The following is a 16,225-nucleotide window of genomic DNA, read 5'->3' on the forward strand; positions in this document are numbered from 1 at the left end:
AAGTGATGTTCTCCAGGTCCCTGATGAGTCTCCGCGACCCGGCCGGCCTCCGGCCTCACCCTGATCGGGCGAACCCAGCACGCGCGCCGTTCAGCGTCCTGATCTGCGTTCGGACGGATGGAGTTGGGCCGCGACGTAGGGACCGACGAGCTCCGAGCACTCCCGCCTGGGAGCCGCCACCTCGACGATCGCGCCGTCGTCGAGCCGGAGCCGGAGCAGAAGGGGATATGGCCCCAGATGCCGGAGATTGGCCGGCGCGTCCTCGAGGTCCTCGGCGAACCGGCAGGCCAGGAGCAGGACGCGGCTCAGTGCCACCCCGCGGTAGACCACCAGAACGTCATGCACCCAGGAGGCGTACGCGGAGCGCCGCGACCAGCGCTGTGGCAGCGACTCGAGCCCCCACGACGAACTCCTTAGCCGGCACCGAAAGATCCCTGGTGCGCTCTTGATCCGGCGGCGCCGCCACAAGACAGCGACCGCAAGACATATCACCACGACTGTGACAAGACTCGGCACCCATAGCATCACACCGACACCTCCCCGCGCGCACGGCTCACCCACGCTCAGGTTCGAAGAGGCCCGGGGCATCGACCACACCCCCAGCGGATGAAATGCCCCCGCCCCGCCTGGCCGGCCGGCGTGTCGATACTGGCTGGCGTGTCGGGTCACCCGTGGTTCAGTGCGCCTGGCCGGCTCACCCGTCGACGGGGCTGGTCAGCCGTCAGTCCTCGCACTCCGACAGCGGGAGATGCGCGGTGGCCGCGACCCCTTCGAGGTAACCGCGAGCGCGGTCGGCTTGTGGATAACGGCGTACCAACGACCAGAAACGAGGGGTGTGTCCGGCCTCGACGAGATGTGCCAGCTCGTGGACGAGGACGTAATCGACGACCCATGCGGGCATGCCACGCAGTCGGGTGGAGAGCCGGACACTGCCGTCGCTCGGCGTACAGGACCCCCACCGCATGCCCTGGTTGGTCACCCACCGCACGCTGGCCGGCTCCACACCGTCGCCGAGGTAGCGGCGGCTCAGGGCGCGGGCCCGGTCGAGAAGCTCCCCGTCGCTGGGGCTGCGCCGGCGTTCCTGCGCGGCGAGCCGGTCGAGCATGACACCGACCCAGCGGCGCTCCTCGGCCCTGCTCATCCGGGCGGGAAGGAGGACGATGACCCGATCGCCCTCGCGGTAGGCGCTGACCGTGCGGCGCCTCCGCTGGCTCCGCCGCACCTCAACCTGGCAGGGCTCCTCGCGCGCCTGGGCGGTGCGTAAGCCCGGGCGCGCCTCAGTCCGTTGCCTCGGTGCCGGTGCGGCCACCCCAGAAAACTACCTCCCCGCGCCGACTGGGGCCTCTCGTCTTCCACAAGGGTGTCTCTTTTCCACAGGCTGGCACCTCGGGGAAATGTGTCGTGATCGTGACTTTTCGGGCTCTGCCCGGCAGCATTCCCACAACCTGCCCCAGGAAATCCACCGCGAGAGGGCACTCTTTGCACAGCTCGTCCACAATCTTGTCCACATTCGGGGATAAGACGTTGACGCGACGGATGCCGGCTCGTAGGTTCGACGATCAGGAAGCCCCCGGACACGGAGCGTCCGCTCGCATGGGGAAGGCGTGCGGACCCACCGGTTCGGGGGCTTCGACATACGCTCCGTAGCCGGTTCTGATGGCCGCCGGCGCGGGGTGCCCCGCATCCCCTCGGGAGGGGGTACGGTCGACACGGCCGCACCCGGTTGTCCGCCTCGCGCGTCCTTCCAGCACGCACGGGTATAAAGGTGGGCACCATGGGCAGGACATCAGCCATGCGCGTGCCGAGCACCCAGGCGAGGACAGCGCTGGCATAAGGTGACCCGAGATCGGGCGGCCCGGGCGGGTCCGCCCTGCCCCGACCCAGCACAGAGGAGGGCCGTCATGGCGGAGACCTACACAGGCGAGTTCTACTGCGTGAAGTGCAAGGCCAAGCGCAACGCGACCGGCGAGATCAAGGTGAACGACAAGGGCACCCGGATGGCCAAGGCCACCTGCCCCGAGTGCGGCACCAACCTCAACCGGATCCTCGGCAAGGCCTGAGCACGCACCAACGTCGGGCGGCCGGTCACCTCCGGCCGCCCCTCCCACTCCCGGCCAGGCACCACTAACCGCTGGCCGGGAGTGGGCGACGCCTCCCGGTGAAGCCTCCTAGGGCGTGTTGGCTCGCTTCACCGGCGCCATTCGAGAAACACGCCCTAGAGCCGCTCTCCGCGGCGAACCCGTCCGACCACCACCCGCTCCGCCACGAACGACAGGAACGGCACCGTGCCGGCAACCAGCACGAGCAGCGTTCCGCGGAGCGACCACCGTGCCCTCAGCGCGAGGTCGGCGGCCAGCACCAGGTAAAGCATGTACAAAAATCCGTGCAAGGGTCCGACAACCGCCACGAGCCCGGCATTCTGGGCGGCGTACTTGAGCGGCATCGCGACCAGCACCAGCACGAGCAGGAACACCCCCACGACGTACGCGATGACGCGGTAGCGGGTCAGGCGTCCCCGGAGGCTGGGAGCGAGCGGCTGGGTCGTGGCGTCGACGGGCGTCTCGGTCACACGGACTCCTGCGATCGGCGGTGCAGAGCGGCGAGGTACTTGTTGTAGGCGGCCAGCTCGGGATCCTCCGCCTCACCGGCCTCGTCGAGGCGCGACCCGATCGCCGCACCGACCCGCTTGGGCGGGAGAGGCGGAAGGAGATCGTCGCCGTCTCGCTGGGTCTTGGCCACGGACGTCCCGGTCAGCGCGCCGTCCGTCTGGACCTCGGACACGCTGTCAGAGGGCTCCGAGGGAGGCGCGTCAGCGTCGCCGAGCAGCTTCCACCACAGATACACGGCGAACGCCGCGAAGAACGGCCACTGCAGGGTGTAGCCGAGGTTCTGCCAGTTGCCGGTCGACGACTCGAACCTCCGCAGCTGCCACCACGCGAGGAACAGGAACGCCCCGACGGCGAGTACGACGAACACGGTGAAAGCCGCCCATCGCGGCGTCAGCAGTCGCCTGGCCCTCGACATGGTCGCGCCGCCCACCGCGGCCTGTGGGGGGTTCATGGTCGCGTTCGACTCCTCGTTCCCTCCGGCTCGTAGGCCGACACTAACACCGCCTGTGGATGAAACCGGCGGGGCCGCGAGGAGACGTGGCAGGCTTCACTCCTTCCAGAATCCGCTCGTGGTCGGACTCGCACGGGGAGGTCACTTGATGCGACCACAGCTCAAGCCGGGACTGCGGAGGGTGTGGCGCGACCGCCGCACGGTCCAGATCGGTCTCGACCCCGAGCACGCGCTTGTCCTCACCGACCTCGACCCCGCCCTCACAGAGGTCGTCGACGGTCTCACCGGCATCCGTACCACCGAGGCGATCGTCACCCAGGCACTCTCCCGGGGCATCGACGGCGTACGCGCCCGCCGACTCCTCCAGCTGCTTTCCGATGGCGGCGTCCTCGATGACGCCGAGTCCACCCACCTCGCACTGCGAGACCTCACACCCACCGAGCGCGAACGCCTCTCCCCCGACCTCGCGGCTCGATCGGTGAGCAGCCGGTCCCCAGACGGCGGGGCAGCCGAGCTCGCCGTCCGCCGGGACGCCTGCGTCGCGGTCTACGGCGCTGGCCGGGTCGGCGCGTCGATGACCTCGCTGCTGGCCTCGGCCGGAGTGGGGCGGCTCACCATCATCGACCGATCGTTGGTCCGACCGGCCGACCTCGCTCCCGCTGGGCTGGCCTTGGGCGACGTCGGATCCTCCCGGGCGCTCGGCGCGAGCCGTGCGGTCGCCGGCAGTGCGCCCTCGACCGACGTCGCGGCGATCGGGGAAGGTCAGACCACGGTCCGACCGCACGTCGCGATCCTGGCGCCCGACGACGAACCTGACCGCAGGGTTGCCGACACGCTCGTCCGGGCCGGTGTCCCGCACCTGGTCGTACGCATGCGGGAGGCGCGCGCGATCCTGGGGCCGTTCGTGCTTCCCGGTGAGTCCTCGTGCATCCGCTGCCACGACCTGCATCGCGCGGCCCGGGATCCGCAGTGGCCGCACGTCCTCGCGCAGGTGCTCTCGGAGCCCACCCGGACCCCTGCCTGCGACGTCGTACTCGCCACGAGTCTCGCGGCCCAGGCGACGCTCCATGTGCTCGCGTTCCTCAACGGCGTCCGACCGCCGTCAGTCGACGCGACGCTTGAGATGGACCTCCCGCTCGGCGCCCAACGCCGCCGCTCGTGGTCGTCCCATCCCTCGTGCGGCTGCCAGTGGGACCCCGAGCCCTTGCCGGCCGCTGCGGCGTAGGTGGGTTGTCAGTGGCCGGGATTATGGTCCGATCATGAGATACGGATTCGTGCTGCCCTACGGAGACGCGCACACCACGGCCGATCTGGCCGTTGTCGCCGAAGACCACGGATGGGACGGCTTCTTCGTCTGGGAGGGGATCTGGGCCATCGACCCGTGGGTGTCGCTCGCGGCCGCGGCCGTCCGCACGGAGCGAATCCGGCTGGGCACCATGCTGACCCCGCTGCCGCGGCGAAGGCCATGGGAACTCGCCGGCCAGACATCCACTCTGGACAACCTGTCCGGAGGTCGGGTCATCCTCTCCGTCGGCCTCGGGGTCGCCGGTGAGGATCGCTGGTGGTTGTTCGAGGATGACCCGGGCCGGGCGGCCCGCGCGCAGATGCTCGACGAGGGCCTGGCGATGCTCGAGCGGTTGTGGCGCGAGGAGCCCTTCGAGTTCGAGGGCCGGCATTTCACGTCCCGGCTGATCGACTCGCTGGTGCCGCCCGCTCCTCCGGCGCCGGTGCAGAAGCCACGGATCCCGACCTGGGTGGTCGGCGCCTGGCCGTTTCCCAAGTCCATGCGCAGGTCCGCCCGCTGGGACGGTTGGATTCCCCACTACCAGCCGGTCGACGCTTCGGCCGACGGGCAGCTGACGCCGGAGATCTTCGGCGAGGGGGCGATCTGGATTCGGGAGCAACGCGCCACCGAGGGCCTGCCGATGGCGGGCTATGACCTGATCATGGAGGGCGCCACCCCGGCCGACGATCCGAAGGCCGCGGCGGAGCAGGTACGCCCGTGGGCACAAGCCGGGGCCACCTGGTGGCTCGACGCCGACTGGTCAAGCATGGACCCGGCGCGCGTCCGGGAAGCCTCCGAACGCCGGCTTCGTGCTGGTCCGCCCCGAGTCGACCACTGATGGGACCAGACCGCCCGATCCCGGCCAGTCAGCACGCTCGGGTTGCGCCCAACCTGGACAATGGACCTGTGAGCGATCTTCCTCGCAATGCAGTCGCCCGGACCGCGCGGCTGGCCAGCCTGCCCCTCGGCATCGCCGGCCGCACTGCCCTCGGCCTCGGCAAGCGGCTGGGCGGCCGGCCAGCCGAGGCGGTGGTCTCCGACGTTCAGAGGCGCACCGCGGAGCAGCTGTTCAAGGTGCTCGGCGAGCTCAAGGGCGGCGCCATGAAGTTCGGCCAGGCGCTCTCGATCTTCGAGGCGGCCCTTCCCGAGCACCTGGCGTCGCCCTACCGTGCGACCCTCACCAAACTCCAGGACGCCGCGCCGCCCATGCCACCCGCCACGGTCCATCGGGTCCTGGAGCAGGAGTTGGGCGCCAACTGGCGGCGACGGCTTCGACACTTCGACGACAAGCCCGCCGCCGCGGCCTCGATCGGCCAGGTCCACCGGGCACAGTGGCCAGACGGCCGCGACGTCGCGGTCAAGATCCAGTACCCCGGTGCGGCCGAGGCCCTCCGGTCCGACCTCAACCAACTCGGGCGTGTCAGCCGGTTGCTCGGGTCCTGGATGCCTGGCCTGGAGGTCCGGCCCCTGGTCGAGGAGCTCAAGGCTCGGATCGGAGAGGAGCTCAACTACCAGCTCGAGGCCGAGGCACAGGCGGGCTTCGCGGCGGCGTACGACGGTGATCCCGAGATCGCCGTGCCGCACGTGCGGTTCCACACGCCGCGGGTCCTCGTCACCGACTGGCTCGACGGCATCCCTCTCCACCAGGTGATCGCCGACGGCACCCAGGACGAACGCGACCGGGCCGGCCGGCTCTTCGTCCGCTTCCTCTTCTCCGGCCCCGAACGTGCCGGCCTCCTGCATGCCGACCCGCACCCCGGCAACTACCGGATCACGCCCGACGGCCGGCTCGGCGTGGTCGACTACGGCCTGGTCGCCCGGCTACCCGGCGGCTTCCCACCGCAGATCGGGCGCCTGCTGCGGATCGGTCTCGACGGCGACTTCGACAGCGTGGTCGACGGCCTGCGCGAGGAGGGCTTCATCAAACCGCACGTCGAGATCGACGCGCAGGAGTTGTACGACTACCTCCAGCCGTTCATCGAGCCGGCTCGGGACGAGACCTTCGCCTTCTCCCGCGAATGGATGCGCTCGCAGTTCCAACGGATCAGCGACGTCCGCGGGGCCGGCGCCAAGACCGCGTTCAAGCTGAACCTTCCGCCGTCGTACCTCCTCATCCACCGGGTGTGGAGCGGCGGCATCGGCGTGCTCGCCCAGCTGGGCGCGGAGGCGCCGTTCCGATCCGAACTCGAGCGTTGGCTCCCCGGCTTTCAGCCCGACCTCGGTCGGGCTGAGGTGCGGCAGCTCGTCGACCTGCACCCCGACGACGATGTTCTGGCTGAAGACGTCGACGAGATCGCTGAGGGGTGAGTGGGCCGGGCCGCCGCGAGCCGCTGCTCGCGGGACTGTCGGCCGGCTGGGCTTACCAGACGGCTCGGTCGAACCGTGCCTCGATGTTGTGCAGGTTGCTTCGAGCGCAACCCTCGCAGTAGCGCGTCGTCGCGCCTCGCTCGAACGACACCGCCCAGGTGATCGGAGTCTGGTCACCGGGTGCGGAAGTGCCGCAGAGATCGCACTCAATCATCGCCGTCGGTCGCTTTCTGTAGACCTGGGCCGCTGGAGGCGGCCGCGTCCTCGTTCCACGCATCATGGTGACCCAGCCGTGTTTCGACCACGCAACGCACACGGTACGACACTCTTTTGTTACCAATGCATCGAACTTGTGGTGACCAACACCAACCTCCGATAACGGCCCGGGCCCAGGGCACCAAAGGCTCCAGGCATGGAAACGGGCCGGGACACCTCGACTGAGATGCCCCGGCCCGAACGCCGGAGGCCGGCGGAGCTGGAGGTCGCACCGTCATTCCTGCTCGAACTAGTTGAACCGCGCCCTGATGAGCCGCGCGCGAATCGCGGCCTCCTGTGCTTTACGGCTCAGCCGGCGGGCGCGCACCAGCTGGGCCGCCCGTCGTCCTTCCTTGGTGGTATTCACCCGCTCATGTATCTGTGCGCGGGCCAGATCTTCGTGGAGAAGATGCATTGCGGTGCTCCTCATTGCGATATTGCGTGCCGAGTCCGTCCGGACCGTGACGGTCGTGGACTGGTCGGCGGCGTGACGATTGGTCATCGGGATCTCGGTGGTCAGGGAGGTGAAGGGCCGGATCGCTCGGGCCTGCCTCGGTCGGATGGTGGTCATGCCGCGACTTCGTTCTTGCGAGGACGTCCACGCGGACGCTTACGCGGTACGACGACGCCGGCGATGAACAACTCGCCGCCCCATACGCCCCACGGCTCCCGCCGGGCAAGCGCGCCATCGAGGCACTCCCGCCTGATCGGGCAGTCGTGGCAGATGGTCTTGGCGAACTCCACATCCGCCGGAGACTCGGCGAAGAAGAGTTCCGGATCGAACGTCCGACACGGAAGCTGTACCTCCGTGGCGACCTCAGGTATGTCGAGGACGCTCAGGCTCACTTCCAGTCACCTCCTTGTGTCCTGGGTTTGCGCGATGGACCGAACTGCTGTGCCGTGAACTGACCTGCTGGTGCCAGGTGAACTGCTGGCTGGTTCATGGGCCTGCCATTTCGCTGGTGCAAACAAAAAGGCCGCGGATCCCGGAGTCGGGATTCCGCGGCCTCGGAGGCGCCGGCCAGATCTTAAGTGACCGGTGGGCTCCAGGCTGGAACACCCGACAATGGGGCCTTGTTGGACGGAGCAGAAACTCCCGACGGAGTGGCCGGGGTGATCGGGGTGACGACACCGTCGCGGTAGAACACCGGACCGCGCGCGAGGACACCGAATCGGCCGCTGGGCACACTGCTCCCCTGGTGCGTGCGCTGACGAGGTGAAGCGCCACGCCTGGTGGAAAGCATCTCCGAGCAGGGGGCGCCGGTCAGCAGCTCACGCGAGCTGTCAATTGTGATCATCGTCGACGCACCTCCTCTGACTCAGACATGCCAAACACGCAGCGGCGGATTTGGGGACGTGGAGAGACTACGCGGTCGGCCCTGGGCAGGGCAACGAATTATTGTGGCTGGTTTTCAACGTTACCGATCCGTGGCCGACGCTCCGCCGGCTCCGCCCTCACCCGCCGCGCAGATGCCGAGCACGTCGTCGGCGTACCGGGACAACTTGCTGGCTCCGACACCTGGGATGGTCGCCAGCTGCGAGGGACTGGTCGGCCTGGCCTCGGCGATCGCGACCAGGGTCGCGTCGGTGAAGACGCAGTACGCCGGCACCCGCTGCTCCTGGGCGCGTTCGAGCCGCCATGCGCGCAGGCGTTCGAACATCTCCTCGTCGTAGCTCGCGGGGCAATCCGCGCACCGGCCGACCTTCCGCTCGGTCGCGTCGTGAAGAGGTCGATCACACTGGCGGCAACGGGCGAGACCACGGGCGGGCGACCGGCGCCCGGCGCGATCAGCCGTGCTCGGCCGATCGGCGGTGGCGCTGCCCTTCGGGCGTACGGAGGAGAGGAACCGTGATGGCGAGCGCCGACCACGCCCACCCGGCGTGCGGCTCAGGGACCAGGAAATGCCGAGGTGGCTGCGGGCCCGGGTGACCCCGACGTAGAGCAGCCGGCGTTCCTCCTCGATCTGCTCCGGCGTCTCGGCGTAGGTGATGGGGACGGTGCCTTCGTGGATCCCCACAAGGAAGACCGCGTCCCACTCGAGCCCCTTCGCCGCGTGGAGCGTCGCGAGCGTCACACCGTCGGCCGCGGGCGCGTGCTGGGCCGCGATGCGGTCGTCCACGACTCCGACGAACGCCGCGAGGTCGGTCTCGGGCTGCTCGCGGGCCACGTCAGCGGCCAGGGAGGCGAGCGCCGCGAGCGACTCCCAGCGTTCGCGGACCGCGCCGGTGCCACTCGGCGGCTCCGATGTCCATCCCGTCGCGGCCAGGACGGCGTGCACCTCTGAGACCAGTCCGGCATCGGAGACCTCGGCGGCCCGGGCAGCCCCGCGCAACAGCACCACGGCCTCACGGACCTCCGGACGGTCGAAGAAGCGTTCGGCGCCCCTCAGGAGATAGGGGATCCCCCGCTCGGCCAGGGCCTGCTCGAACGCCTCGGACTGGGCGTTGACCCGGAAGAGCACCGCCATCTCCCGCAGCGGGACGCCCTGCTGGCGAAGGCGTTCGACGGCGCGGGCGACGCCTTCGGCCTCGGCCACCTCGTCGGGGTATTCGGTGAAGGTCGGCTCCGGGCCGTCGGGGCGCTGCGCGCGCAACGTCAACCGATGCTTGCTCGCCGGACCCCGGGCGTCGGCGAGGAGGGAGTTGGCCACCCTCACCACCTGGGGCGTCGAGCGGTAGTCGCGCTCCAGGCGTACGACGGACGCGCCGGGATGCCGGCGGGTGAACTCCAAGAGGTATGCCGGGCTGGCTCCGGCGAAGGAATAGATCGTCTGGCTCGCGTCGCCCACGACACACACATCGGAACGGTCGCCCAACCACAGGTCGAGCAGCGTCTGCTGGACCGGGCTCACGTCCTGGTACTCGTCCACGACGAAGTGGTGGTATTGAGCGCGGACGGCGGCGGCGACCTTCGGACTGTCGGCGAGGAGCGCCACCGCGCAGAGGAGGACGTCTTCGAGGTCGAGGTGGCCCCGCTCGCGGCGTACCTCCTCGTAGGCGGCGAAGACGTGGGCGATCGTGGCGGCGTCAAAGCCCCCGGCCTGCCGGCCCGCCTTCGCGGCAAGGGTGGGGTAGTCGTCGGGGCGGACGTTGCTGACCTTGGCCCACTCGATCTCGCTGGCAAGGTCACGACGGCCCGCGAGGTCGGCGGAGACCCGGCAGCGGGCGGCCGCCTCCGCGACGTACCGCAGCTTGCTCTCGACGATCGGTGGCAACTCCGAGCGATAGACCTGCGGCCAGAAGTAACGTGCCTGCCGCAGGGCGGCGGAGTGGAACGTGCGGGCCTGAACGCCGGCGACCCCGAGCTCGCGTAGCCGGGTCCGCATCTCCCCCGCGGCCCGGGTGGTGAACGTCACGGCCAGGACGCGCCGCGGCTGCCAGCGCCCGGCCAGCACGGCGTAAGCAATCCGGTGCGTGATGGCCCGGGTCTTGCCGGTGCCCGCACCGGCGAGGATGCAGAGCGGACCGTCAAGGGACGTCGCCGCCGCCCGCTGCTCGGGATCGAGCGCCGCGAGCACGTCGTCGGCGGTCGGGGCCGGCCGCAGCGCTCGCGCGGCTTCGGACACGGTGGCGGCGAGTACGTCAGTCACCTGGCCCATCATGGCACCACCGGCGGACACCCGGCGGGCACCTGCCCCACCTGTGGACAGGGCCGCCGGATGGGCCGCTGTGGACGAAATCGCGGCTCAGAACGGCGCGCCTACTGGGCCGCGACCAGCCGCGCCTGGACCTGCGCGAGGGAGGGGTTCGTGAGGGCGCTGCCGTCGGGGAAGACCACGGTCGGCACCGTCTTGTTGCCGCCGTTGACCTTCGCGACCAGGTCGGCCGCGTCGGGGTTCTGCTCGATGTCAACCTCGACGTAGGCGATGCCAGCCCGGTCCAGCTGCCCCTTGAGACGGCGGCAGTAACCGCACCACGGCGTGCTGTACATCGTGATCGTGTTCGACATCGGGCGATCCTTCCAATGAGCGCCGGACCCTCGCGGACACCGGTGTAACGGCCTCGGACCGCGCGTTCTTCCCGGATCGAGCTTTGTCGCGTGCGTCGGCCATGGACGGCCAGTGGGTCGTGGGTGGCGAGTCGGACTTGTCGAGCTTAGATACACCCGGGCCGTCCTACCGCGGACGGCCCGCACGGCCCGGGTCACCAGTCGCCTGGAAGCTCCTCGCCGTACCACGCCTCGATGAGGCGGCGCGCGATCGAGACCCGGCCGGGAAGCAGCAGCTCACCCGACTCGACCGCCGCCCGCAGCTCCGCGCGGGAGAGCCACCGGGCCTCGGCGATCTCCTCCTCGTCGACCTTGATCTCCGTCGTCACCGCCCGGGCGAAGAACCCCAGCATCAGGCTCGACGGGAACGGCCACGGCTGGCTGCCGGCGTAGACCGGATCCACGACCTCGATGCCGGTCTCCTCGCGTACCTCCCGGACGACCGCGTGCTCGAGGGGTTCGCCCGGCTCGACGAAGCCGGCGAGGGTGGAGAACCGGCCCGTGGGCCAGCTGGGTTGCCGTCCGAGCAGGCAGCGGTCCGCGTCGTCGGAAACCAGGACGATGATCGCCGGGTCGGTCCGCGGAAAGTGCTGCGTGCCGCACGACGGGCACCGGCGTACGTGACCACCGTCGGTTGGCTCGGTCGCGGTGCCACACCGGGCGCAGCGCGGGTGGGCGGCGTGCCAGTTGACGAGCGCCATCGCGTGGACGAACACACCGGCGTCCCGGTCGGAGACGAGACCGCCCGCCTCCCGGAGCCCGATGAGCCGGCGGCCGTCCTGGCCTTCGCCGTCGGCCTCCCCGGTCCCGTGCACCGCGAAGTACGGGACCCCGTCGGTGTCGAGCCCGAGAAGATAGCGCTCATCGGACGGCGCGCCGGCCGCCTCGACAGAGGCCGGCGAGACGTAGACCAGCGCGGAACCGTCCTCGCTGGCCGGCGCCTTGCCGTCGACGATCACGAGGACCCGGCAGCGTGGATCAGACCAGCGCTCCGCCACCCATGCGGCGTTGGCGCGGCGTTCGGTCGCGCGGTCGAGGGTGGAGCGGGCGAGTGCGAGCTGGGAGAGGCGCGGCACGCTGAGCACTGTAGCCCGCGCCGCGGGCCGACAGTCGCCGTGAACCACGGATGGCCCGCAGCGGCCTTCGGGTTCGCGATCAACCGGGGACCCGCCTCTCCATACCTCTGGCAGCAAGGTGACGCCGGGAGCTGGGCTGGCCGGACCCAGCTGGTCTGGCAGGATCCCCGACCATGAGTACCCACATCGGCGCAGCGCCGGGCCAGATCGCCGAAACCGTCCTCCTACCGGGTGACCCGCTGCGCGCCCGATGGATCGCCGAGACCTACCTGAGCGATGCCGAGTGCTACTCGACCGTGCGCAACATGCTCGGCTACACCGGCACCTACGCCGGGCAGCGGATCTCGGTCCAGGGCACCGGCATGGGCCACCCCTCCCTCGCGATCTACGCACACGAGCTGATGGCGGAGTACGGCGTTCGCACGCTGGTGCGGGTCGGCTCCTGCGGCGCTCTCAGCGACCGGCTCGCGATCCGCTCGATCGTCCTCGCGATCACCGCGTCCACTGACTCGGCGATGAACCGCGCGCGGTTCGAGGGCTTCGACTATGCGCCGGCGGCCGACTTCGACCTGCTGCGGACGGCGTACGACCTCGCGACGAGCACCGGCATGGACGCGCACGTCGGGCCGATCGTGTCGGTCGACGCGTTCTACTCAGAACGTCCGGAGCTGCTCAAACGGTTGGGTGAGTACGGCGTGCTCGCGATCGATATGGAGACCAACATGCTGTATACGCTCGCGGCGAAGTTCGGGGCACGCGCCCTGACGGTCCTGACCGTGAGCGACCACCTGCAGACCGGCGAGGAGACCTCCGCCGAGGAACGCGAGCGGACCTTCACGACCATGGCGGAGCTGGCCCTCGACACCGTGACCCGGCGGGCATGACCATGCCGCGCTGAGAAGTCACGGTGCCGGAGGGCCTGCTCCTGGAGCGTCAGTCGACGCCGTCCATGTCAAGCACCACGTGCTCGGAGTAGTCGGTGTCGAAGATCGCGCCGTGCCGGAGCATCGGGACAGCGACCCAACGCTCCCCCTCGGGCTCGAACCACAACAGGTATTCGCGGAATCGGTCGAGGCGACGCATGACGAAGCTCCTCCCCGTCGGGAACTCAAGGCGCCAACCCCAGTGCGTCCGCACCCACCACCGGGCGGCGTCACCGGCCGCGACCATCTCGACCAGTGCCGTGCCCCCGCGACGAGGGTGGGTTCGAACGCGTGGACGAATACTAGGTGGGGGTGCCGACAGTCCGGGCCCGACCCGGGAGTCTGGTCACGTCCGGGGTGGGGAGGTCCGCGCAGCCTCGTACAGATGCGTCTGGAGGATGCTCACGAGCGCGGGCACGATCAGCACGAGCCCGCCGACCGACACCACGCCGACCAGCACGGCGAGACCGGCGACGACCCAGATGAGCAGTGTGCGTTCGGGGTGCCGCCAGGCCAGCCGCACGGACTCGCGGGCGATCCCGGCGAACGAGCGTCCCGGCTCCGCCGCGAAGATCGGCCCCCAGTACGTCGCGCAGACCGACCAGCCGAGGATCGCGAGCGTGAGGACCGTGGCGAGCGGCCCGATCCCGCCCGCGGCGACCGCCAACCACCCGAGAACCCCGAACGTGCCGTAGAGCGGTGCGAGGATCCGCAGACTCCGGGCTGCCATCGCACGGAACAACTCGACCGCCAGTCCGGCGTCGACGTGCTGGCCCCGGCAGGCCTGCGCCGCCAGGCCGTACAACACCGCCGTCGCCGGGGGCAGAGCCGTCGCGGAGTACAACCCGAGCAGGATCCGGAGCCAGCCCGGGAGCTCGGGGAACGCCAGCGCTGCCAGGCCCGGGGCGAGTTGGAACGCCCAGACGACGTTCGCCATGACCACCCGCTCGACCTGGCCGGCGACGGTGGCGAACGCCGCCCAGACCAGGCCGCGGCGTTCGTCGCGCGGGCTGACGTCATCGAGGAACGGCAGCAGTCTCACCTCCGTGCAGGAGCGAGACGCCGGTCTCGGCGTCGAACAGGTGGACCTTGCTCATGTCGACACCAAGCGGGATCTCCTGGTCGAGATAGCGCGCCGGCAGCCGGACCTTGAACGTCGCCACGAAGTCCTGCGGCTCTGACCCCGCGCCGTCACCGGACAGAGCCAGGTAGACGGTGCTTCCGGCCGACGTGGGCTCGACCAGGTTGACGATCCCGTGGATCGTGGTGTCGTCGGTGACCTCGAACGGCGCCATCCGGGGCACGTGGAGGTGTTCGGGGCGGACACCGAGCTTGATCTTCCTGCCGGCGTAGCGGCGTGCCTCCCCCGCCATGCTCGGATGGAGTTCGAGGCGCAACCCACTTCCGGTGGCGAGGACCCGGTCGCCGTCAACCTCGACCTGCAACTCGAAGAGGTTGATGCTCGGCGTGCCGATGAAGTAGGCGACAAAGACGTTGACCGGCCGGTCGTAGAGGTCGGCGCCGGAGCCGACCTGCTGGATGCGTCCGGCGTTCATCACCGCGATCCGGTCGCCGAGCGCCATCGCCTCCGACTGGTCGTGGGTGACGTAGATCGTCGGCCGGCCCTTCTCCCGGTGCAGCGTGAGGATGTCCTCGCGTGCTTGGTAGCGCAACTGGGCATCGAGGTTCGACAGGGGTTCGTCGTACAGATAAAGCGAGGCGTCACGCACCATCGCCCGCGACAACGCGACCCGCTGGCGTTCGCCGCCGGACAGCTGCCGGGGTTTGCGGGCGAGCAGGTGCTCGATGCGGAACGTCTTGGCCGCCTCGGGGACGCGGTCCCGGACGACCTGCCGGGGCGTACGCCGCGACCGCAGGCCGTAGGCGATGTTCTCGAAGACAGTGAGGTGCGGAAAGATCGCGTAGTCCTGGAACACCATCGCGACGTTGCGGTCCTTCGGCCGGATGTCGTTGACCACCCGCTCGCCGAACCTGATCTCCCCTGCGGAGACAGGCTCGAGTCCGCCGAGAAGCCTCAGTGTCGTGGTCTTTCCGCATCCCGACGGGCCGACCAGGACCAGGAGCTCACCCTCCTGGATCTCGAAGCTCACCCGGTCGACGGCCCGCTTGCGATCGAACTCCTTCACCAGGTTGTCGACCGTGATCGCGTTCACCGCGCCTCCTCGTTTCGTACGACCGCATCAGAAGAGTTCGAGTACGCCGGGCAGATGGATCGGGTCTTCAGTGTCAGCGGCGAAGAAGTACGCCCGGGACCATTCCGGGGTGACGCGTACCTCCGACCGATCAGGAAAGTCGATCGCCGTGGCGACCGCGACCGCCGCGCCACCCACGCTGCCGTAGAGAAAACTCGCCCGCTCGGTGGGAATCCGCTCGCGATGCCGGACCCGCAGCACCGCACCGTCGCCGGCATCGACGATCCAACCTTCCGGGCGCACTCCCAGGCGTACCGGGCCGTCCGGCACCGCGGGCCGGACGTCGTCCGGCAGCCGCCAGCGCAGGTCGCCGACGACCACCTCGCCACCGGCCACAACCACCGGGAGCACCGCCATCGGCGGCGAGCCGATGAACGTCGCGACGAAGAGATTCGCCGGCGTGTAATAGAGCTCGTCGAAGCTGCCGAGTTGTTGGATGTCGCCGTCGCGCATCACCGCGATCCGGTCGCCCATGAAGACCGCTTCCTGCTGGTCATGTGTGACATAGAGCGTGGTGATCGCGAACTTCCTGAGCAGCTTGCGAATCTCGATCCGGGTCTGCTCGCGGAGTTTGGCGTCGAGGTTGGAGATCGGCTCGTCCATCAGGAAGAGCTGGGGGTCGCGGACGATGCAGCGTGCGATCGCCACCCGTTGTTGCTCACCGCCCGACAGCGTCGTCGGGACCCGCCCCAGCAGGTGTTCGAACCCCACCCCCATACGGTCGGCCGTCTCGCGGACCCGCTGCTCGGCTTCCTCCTCGGTGCGGTCGTGGACCTGGAAGTAGTAGGCAAGGTTGCCCTGCCCCTTCATCGAGGGATAGAGCGCGTAGTCCTGGAACACCATGCCCACGCCGCGTTCCTGCGGGCGGACATAGGTGACGTCGGTGCCGTTGTAGAGGACGCGTCCTGCGTCGGGATACTCCAAACCGGCCACGACCTTGAGCAAGGTGCTCTTGCCGCAGCCCGACGCGCCCACCACGCTGACCGTCTCGCCGTCGGCGACCGCCATGCTGACGGAGTTGAGTGCGGGTCTCGTGCGGGACGCCTCCCGATCGACGATCGTGTCGCTCGCGTAGCGCTTCACCACCTGGTCGACCTCGATCCGTGCCACGGTTACCC

At 69.6% G+C, this 16,225-nt stretch carries 18 protein-coding genes; 5 read left to right on the forward strand and 13 right to left on the reverse strand.

Translation table 11 applies throughout. From position 1 onward, the window contains the following. Window positions 1-90: 90 nt before the first annotated feature. Window positions 91-345 carry a hypothetical protein gene (locus B141_RS0114220; protein WP_020575846.1) on the reverse strand — a complete coding sequence of 85 codons (255 nt, stop codon included), beginning with the start codon at window positions 343-345 and terminating at the stop codon, window positions 91-93. A gap of 376 nt (window positions 346-721) precedes the next feature. Beyond that, on the reverse strand, window positions 722-1,222 hold the full coding sequence (locus B141_RS0114225) for a M48 metallopeptidase family protein (protein ID WP_020575847.1): 501 nt from the start codon (window positions 1,220-1,222) through the stop codon (window positions 722-724). 679 nt (window positions 1,223-1,901) lie between these two features. Here B141_RS0114225 and B141_RS50300 point away from each other — a divergent pair. Beyond that, complete coding sequence (locus B141_RS50300) at window positions 1,902-2,060, forward strand: DUF5679 domain-containing protein (protein ID WP_020575848.1); 159 nt, start codon at window positions 1,902-1,904, stop codon at window positions 2,058-2,060. A gap of 155 nt (window positions 2,061-2,215) precedes the next feature. Here the strand turns inward: B141_RS50300 and B141_RS0114235 are convergent, their stop codons facing one another. After that, window positions 2,216-2,569: a DUF3817 domain-containing protein gene (locus B141_RS0114235; protein WP_020575849.1), complete on the reverse strand. Its 354-nt coding sequence runs from the start codon at window positions 2,567-2,569 to the stop codon at window positions 2,216-2,218. Further along, window positions 2,566-3,060 (reverse strand): hypothetical protein, encoded by a 495-nt coding sequence (locus tag B141_RS45615; protein WP_020575850.1) that lies wholly within the window; start codon window positions 3,058-3,060, stop codon window positions 2,566-2,568. The genes B141_RS0114235 and B141_RS45615 overlap by 4 nt, the downstream gene beginning before the upstream one ends. A 148-nt stretch (window positions 3,061-3,208) precedes the next feature. Between B141_RS45615 and B141_RS40630 the strand changes: the two genes are divergently transcribed. From B141_RS40630 to B141_RS40635, 3 genes are all read left to right on the forward strand, one after another. Next, window positions 3,209-4,285 carry a ThiF family adenylyltransferase gene (locus tag B141_RS40630; protein ID WP_063828607.1) on the forward strand — a complete coding sequence of 359 codons (1,077 nt, stop codon included), beginning with the start codon at window positions 3,209-3,211 and terminating at the stop codon, window positions 4,283-4,285. A gap of 34 nt (window positions 4,286-4,319) precedes the next feature. Continuing rightward, window positions 4,320-5,183: an LLM class flavin-dependent oxidoreductase gene (locus tag B141_RS0114250; RefSeq protein ID WP_020575852.1), complete on the forward strand. Its 864-nt coding sequence runs from the start codon at window positions 4,320-4,322 to the stop codon at window positions 5,181-5,183. Between the two features lie 68 nt (window positions 5,184-5,251). Continuing rightward, window positions 5,252-6,652 (forward strand): ABC1 kinase family protein, encoded by a 1,401-nt coding sequence (locus B141_RS40635; protein WP_020575853.1) that lies wholly within the window; start codon window positions 5,252-5,254, stop codon window positions 6,650-6,652. Between the two features lie 505 nt (window positions 6,653-7,157). On the opposite strand, the gene B141_RS40640 is transcribed toward B141_RS40635, so the two are convergent. The 5 genes from B141_RS40640 to nudC form a co-directional block, all read right to left on the reverse strand. Then, window positions 7,158-7,322: a hypothetical protein gene (locus tag B141_RS40640; protein ID WP_237742695.1), complete on the reverse strand. Its 165-nt coding sequence runs from the start codon at window positions 7,320-7,322 to the stop codon at window positions 7,158-7,160. Window positions 7,323-7,474: 152 nt separating this feature from the next. After that, window positions 7,475-7,753 (reverse strand): WhiB family transcriptional regulator, encoded by a 279-nt coding sequence (locus B141_RS0114270; protein WP_020575856.1) that lies wholly within the window; start codon window positions 7,751-7,753, stop codon window positions 7,475-7,477. A gap of 572 nt (window positions 7,754-8,325) precedes the next feature. Then, a complete protein-coding gene (locus B141_RS0114275) occupies window positions 8,326-10,506 on the reverse strand; it encodes an ATP-dependent DNA helicase UvrD2 (protein ID WP_040421291.1) in 2,181 nt (726 codons plus the stop codon). A gap of 101 nt (window positions 10,507-10,607) precedes the next feature. After that, window positions 10,608-10,856: a mycoredoxin gene (locus B141_RS0114280; protein WP_020575858.1), complete on the reverse strand. Its 249-nt coding sequence runs from the start codon at window positions 10,854-10,856 to the stop codon at window positions 10,608-10,610. Window positions 10,857-11,050: 194 nt separating this feature from the next. Further along, window positions 11,051-11,971: an NAD(+) diphosphatase gene (gene nudC, locus B141_RS0114285; RefSeq protein ID WP_237742696.1), complete on the reverse strand. Its 921-nt coding sequence runs from the start codon at window positions 11,969-11,971 to the stop codon at window positions 11,051-11,053. A 173-nt stretch (window positions 11,972-12,144) separates the two neighbouring features. Between nudC and deoD the strand changes: the two genes are divergently transcribed. Further along, a complete protein-coding gene (gene deoD / locus B141_RS0114290) occupies window positions 12,145-12,855 on the forward strand; it encodes a purine-nucleoside phosphorylase (RefSeq protein ID WP_020575860.1) in 711 nt (236 codons plus the stop codon). A 49-nt stretch (window positions 12,856-12,904) separates the two neighbouring features. On the opposite strand, the gene B141_RS49255 is transcribed toward deoD, so the two are convergent. The 4 genes from B141_RS49255 to B141_RS40645 form a co-directional block, all read right to left on the reverse strand. After that, window positions 12,905-13,054: a hypothetical protein gene (locus B141_RS49255; RefSeq protein WP_157181011.1), complete on the reverse strand. Its 150-nt coding sequence runs from the start codon at window positions 13,052-13,054 to the stop codon at window positions 12,905-12,907. A gap of 186 nt (window positions 13,055-13,240) precedes the next feature. Beyond that, complete coding sequence (locus tag B141_RS0114300; RefSeq protein WP_020575862.1) at window positions 13,241-13,936, reverse strand: hypothetical protein; 696 nt, start codon at window positions 13,934-13,936, stop codon at window positions 13,241-13,243. Continuing rightward, on the reverse strand, window positions 13,911-15,068 hold the full coding sequence (locus B141_RS0114305; protein WP_020575863.1) for an ABC transporter ATP-binding protein: 1,158 nt from the start codon (window positions 15,066-15,068) through the stop codon (window positions 13,911-13,913). The genes B141_RS0114300 and B141_RS0114305 overlap by 26 nt, the downstream gene beginning before the upstream one ends. 27 nt (window positions 15,069-15,095) lie before the next feature. Beyond that, complete coding sequence (locus B141_RS40645) at window positions 15,096-16,217, reverse strand: ABC transporter ATP-binding protein (protein WP_020575864.1); 1,122 nt, start codon at window positions 16,215-16,217, stop codon at window positions 15,096-15,098. Between the last annotated feature and the right edge of the window lie 8 nt (window positions 16,218-16,225).

The organism is Actinopolymorpha alba DSM 45243, assembly GCF_000373925.1.
GTDB lineage: Bacteria > Actinomycetota > Actinomycetes > Propionibacteriales > Actinopolymorphaceae > Actinopolymorpha > Actinopolymorpha alba.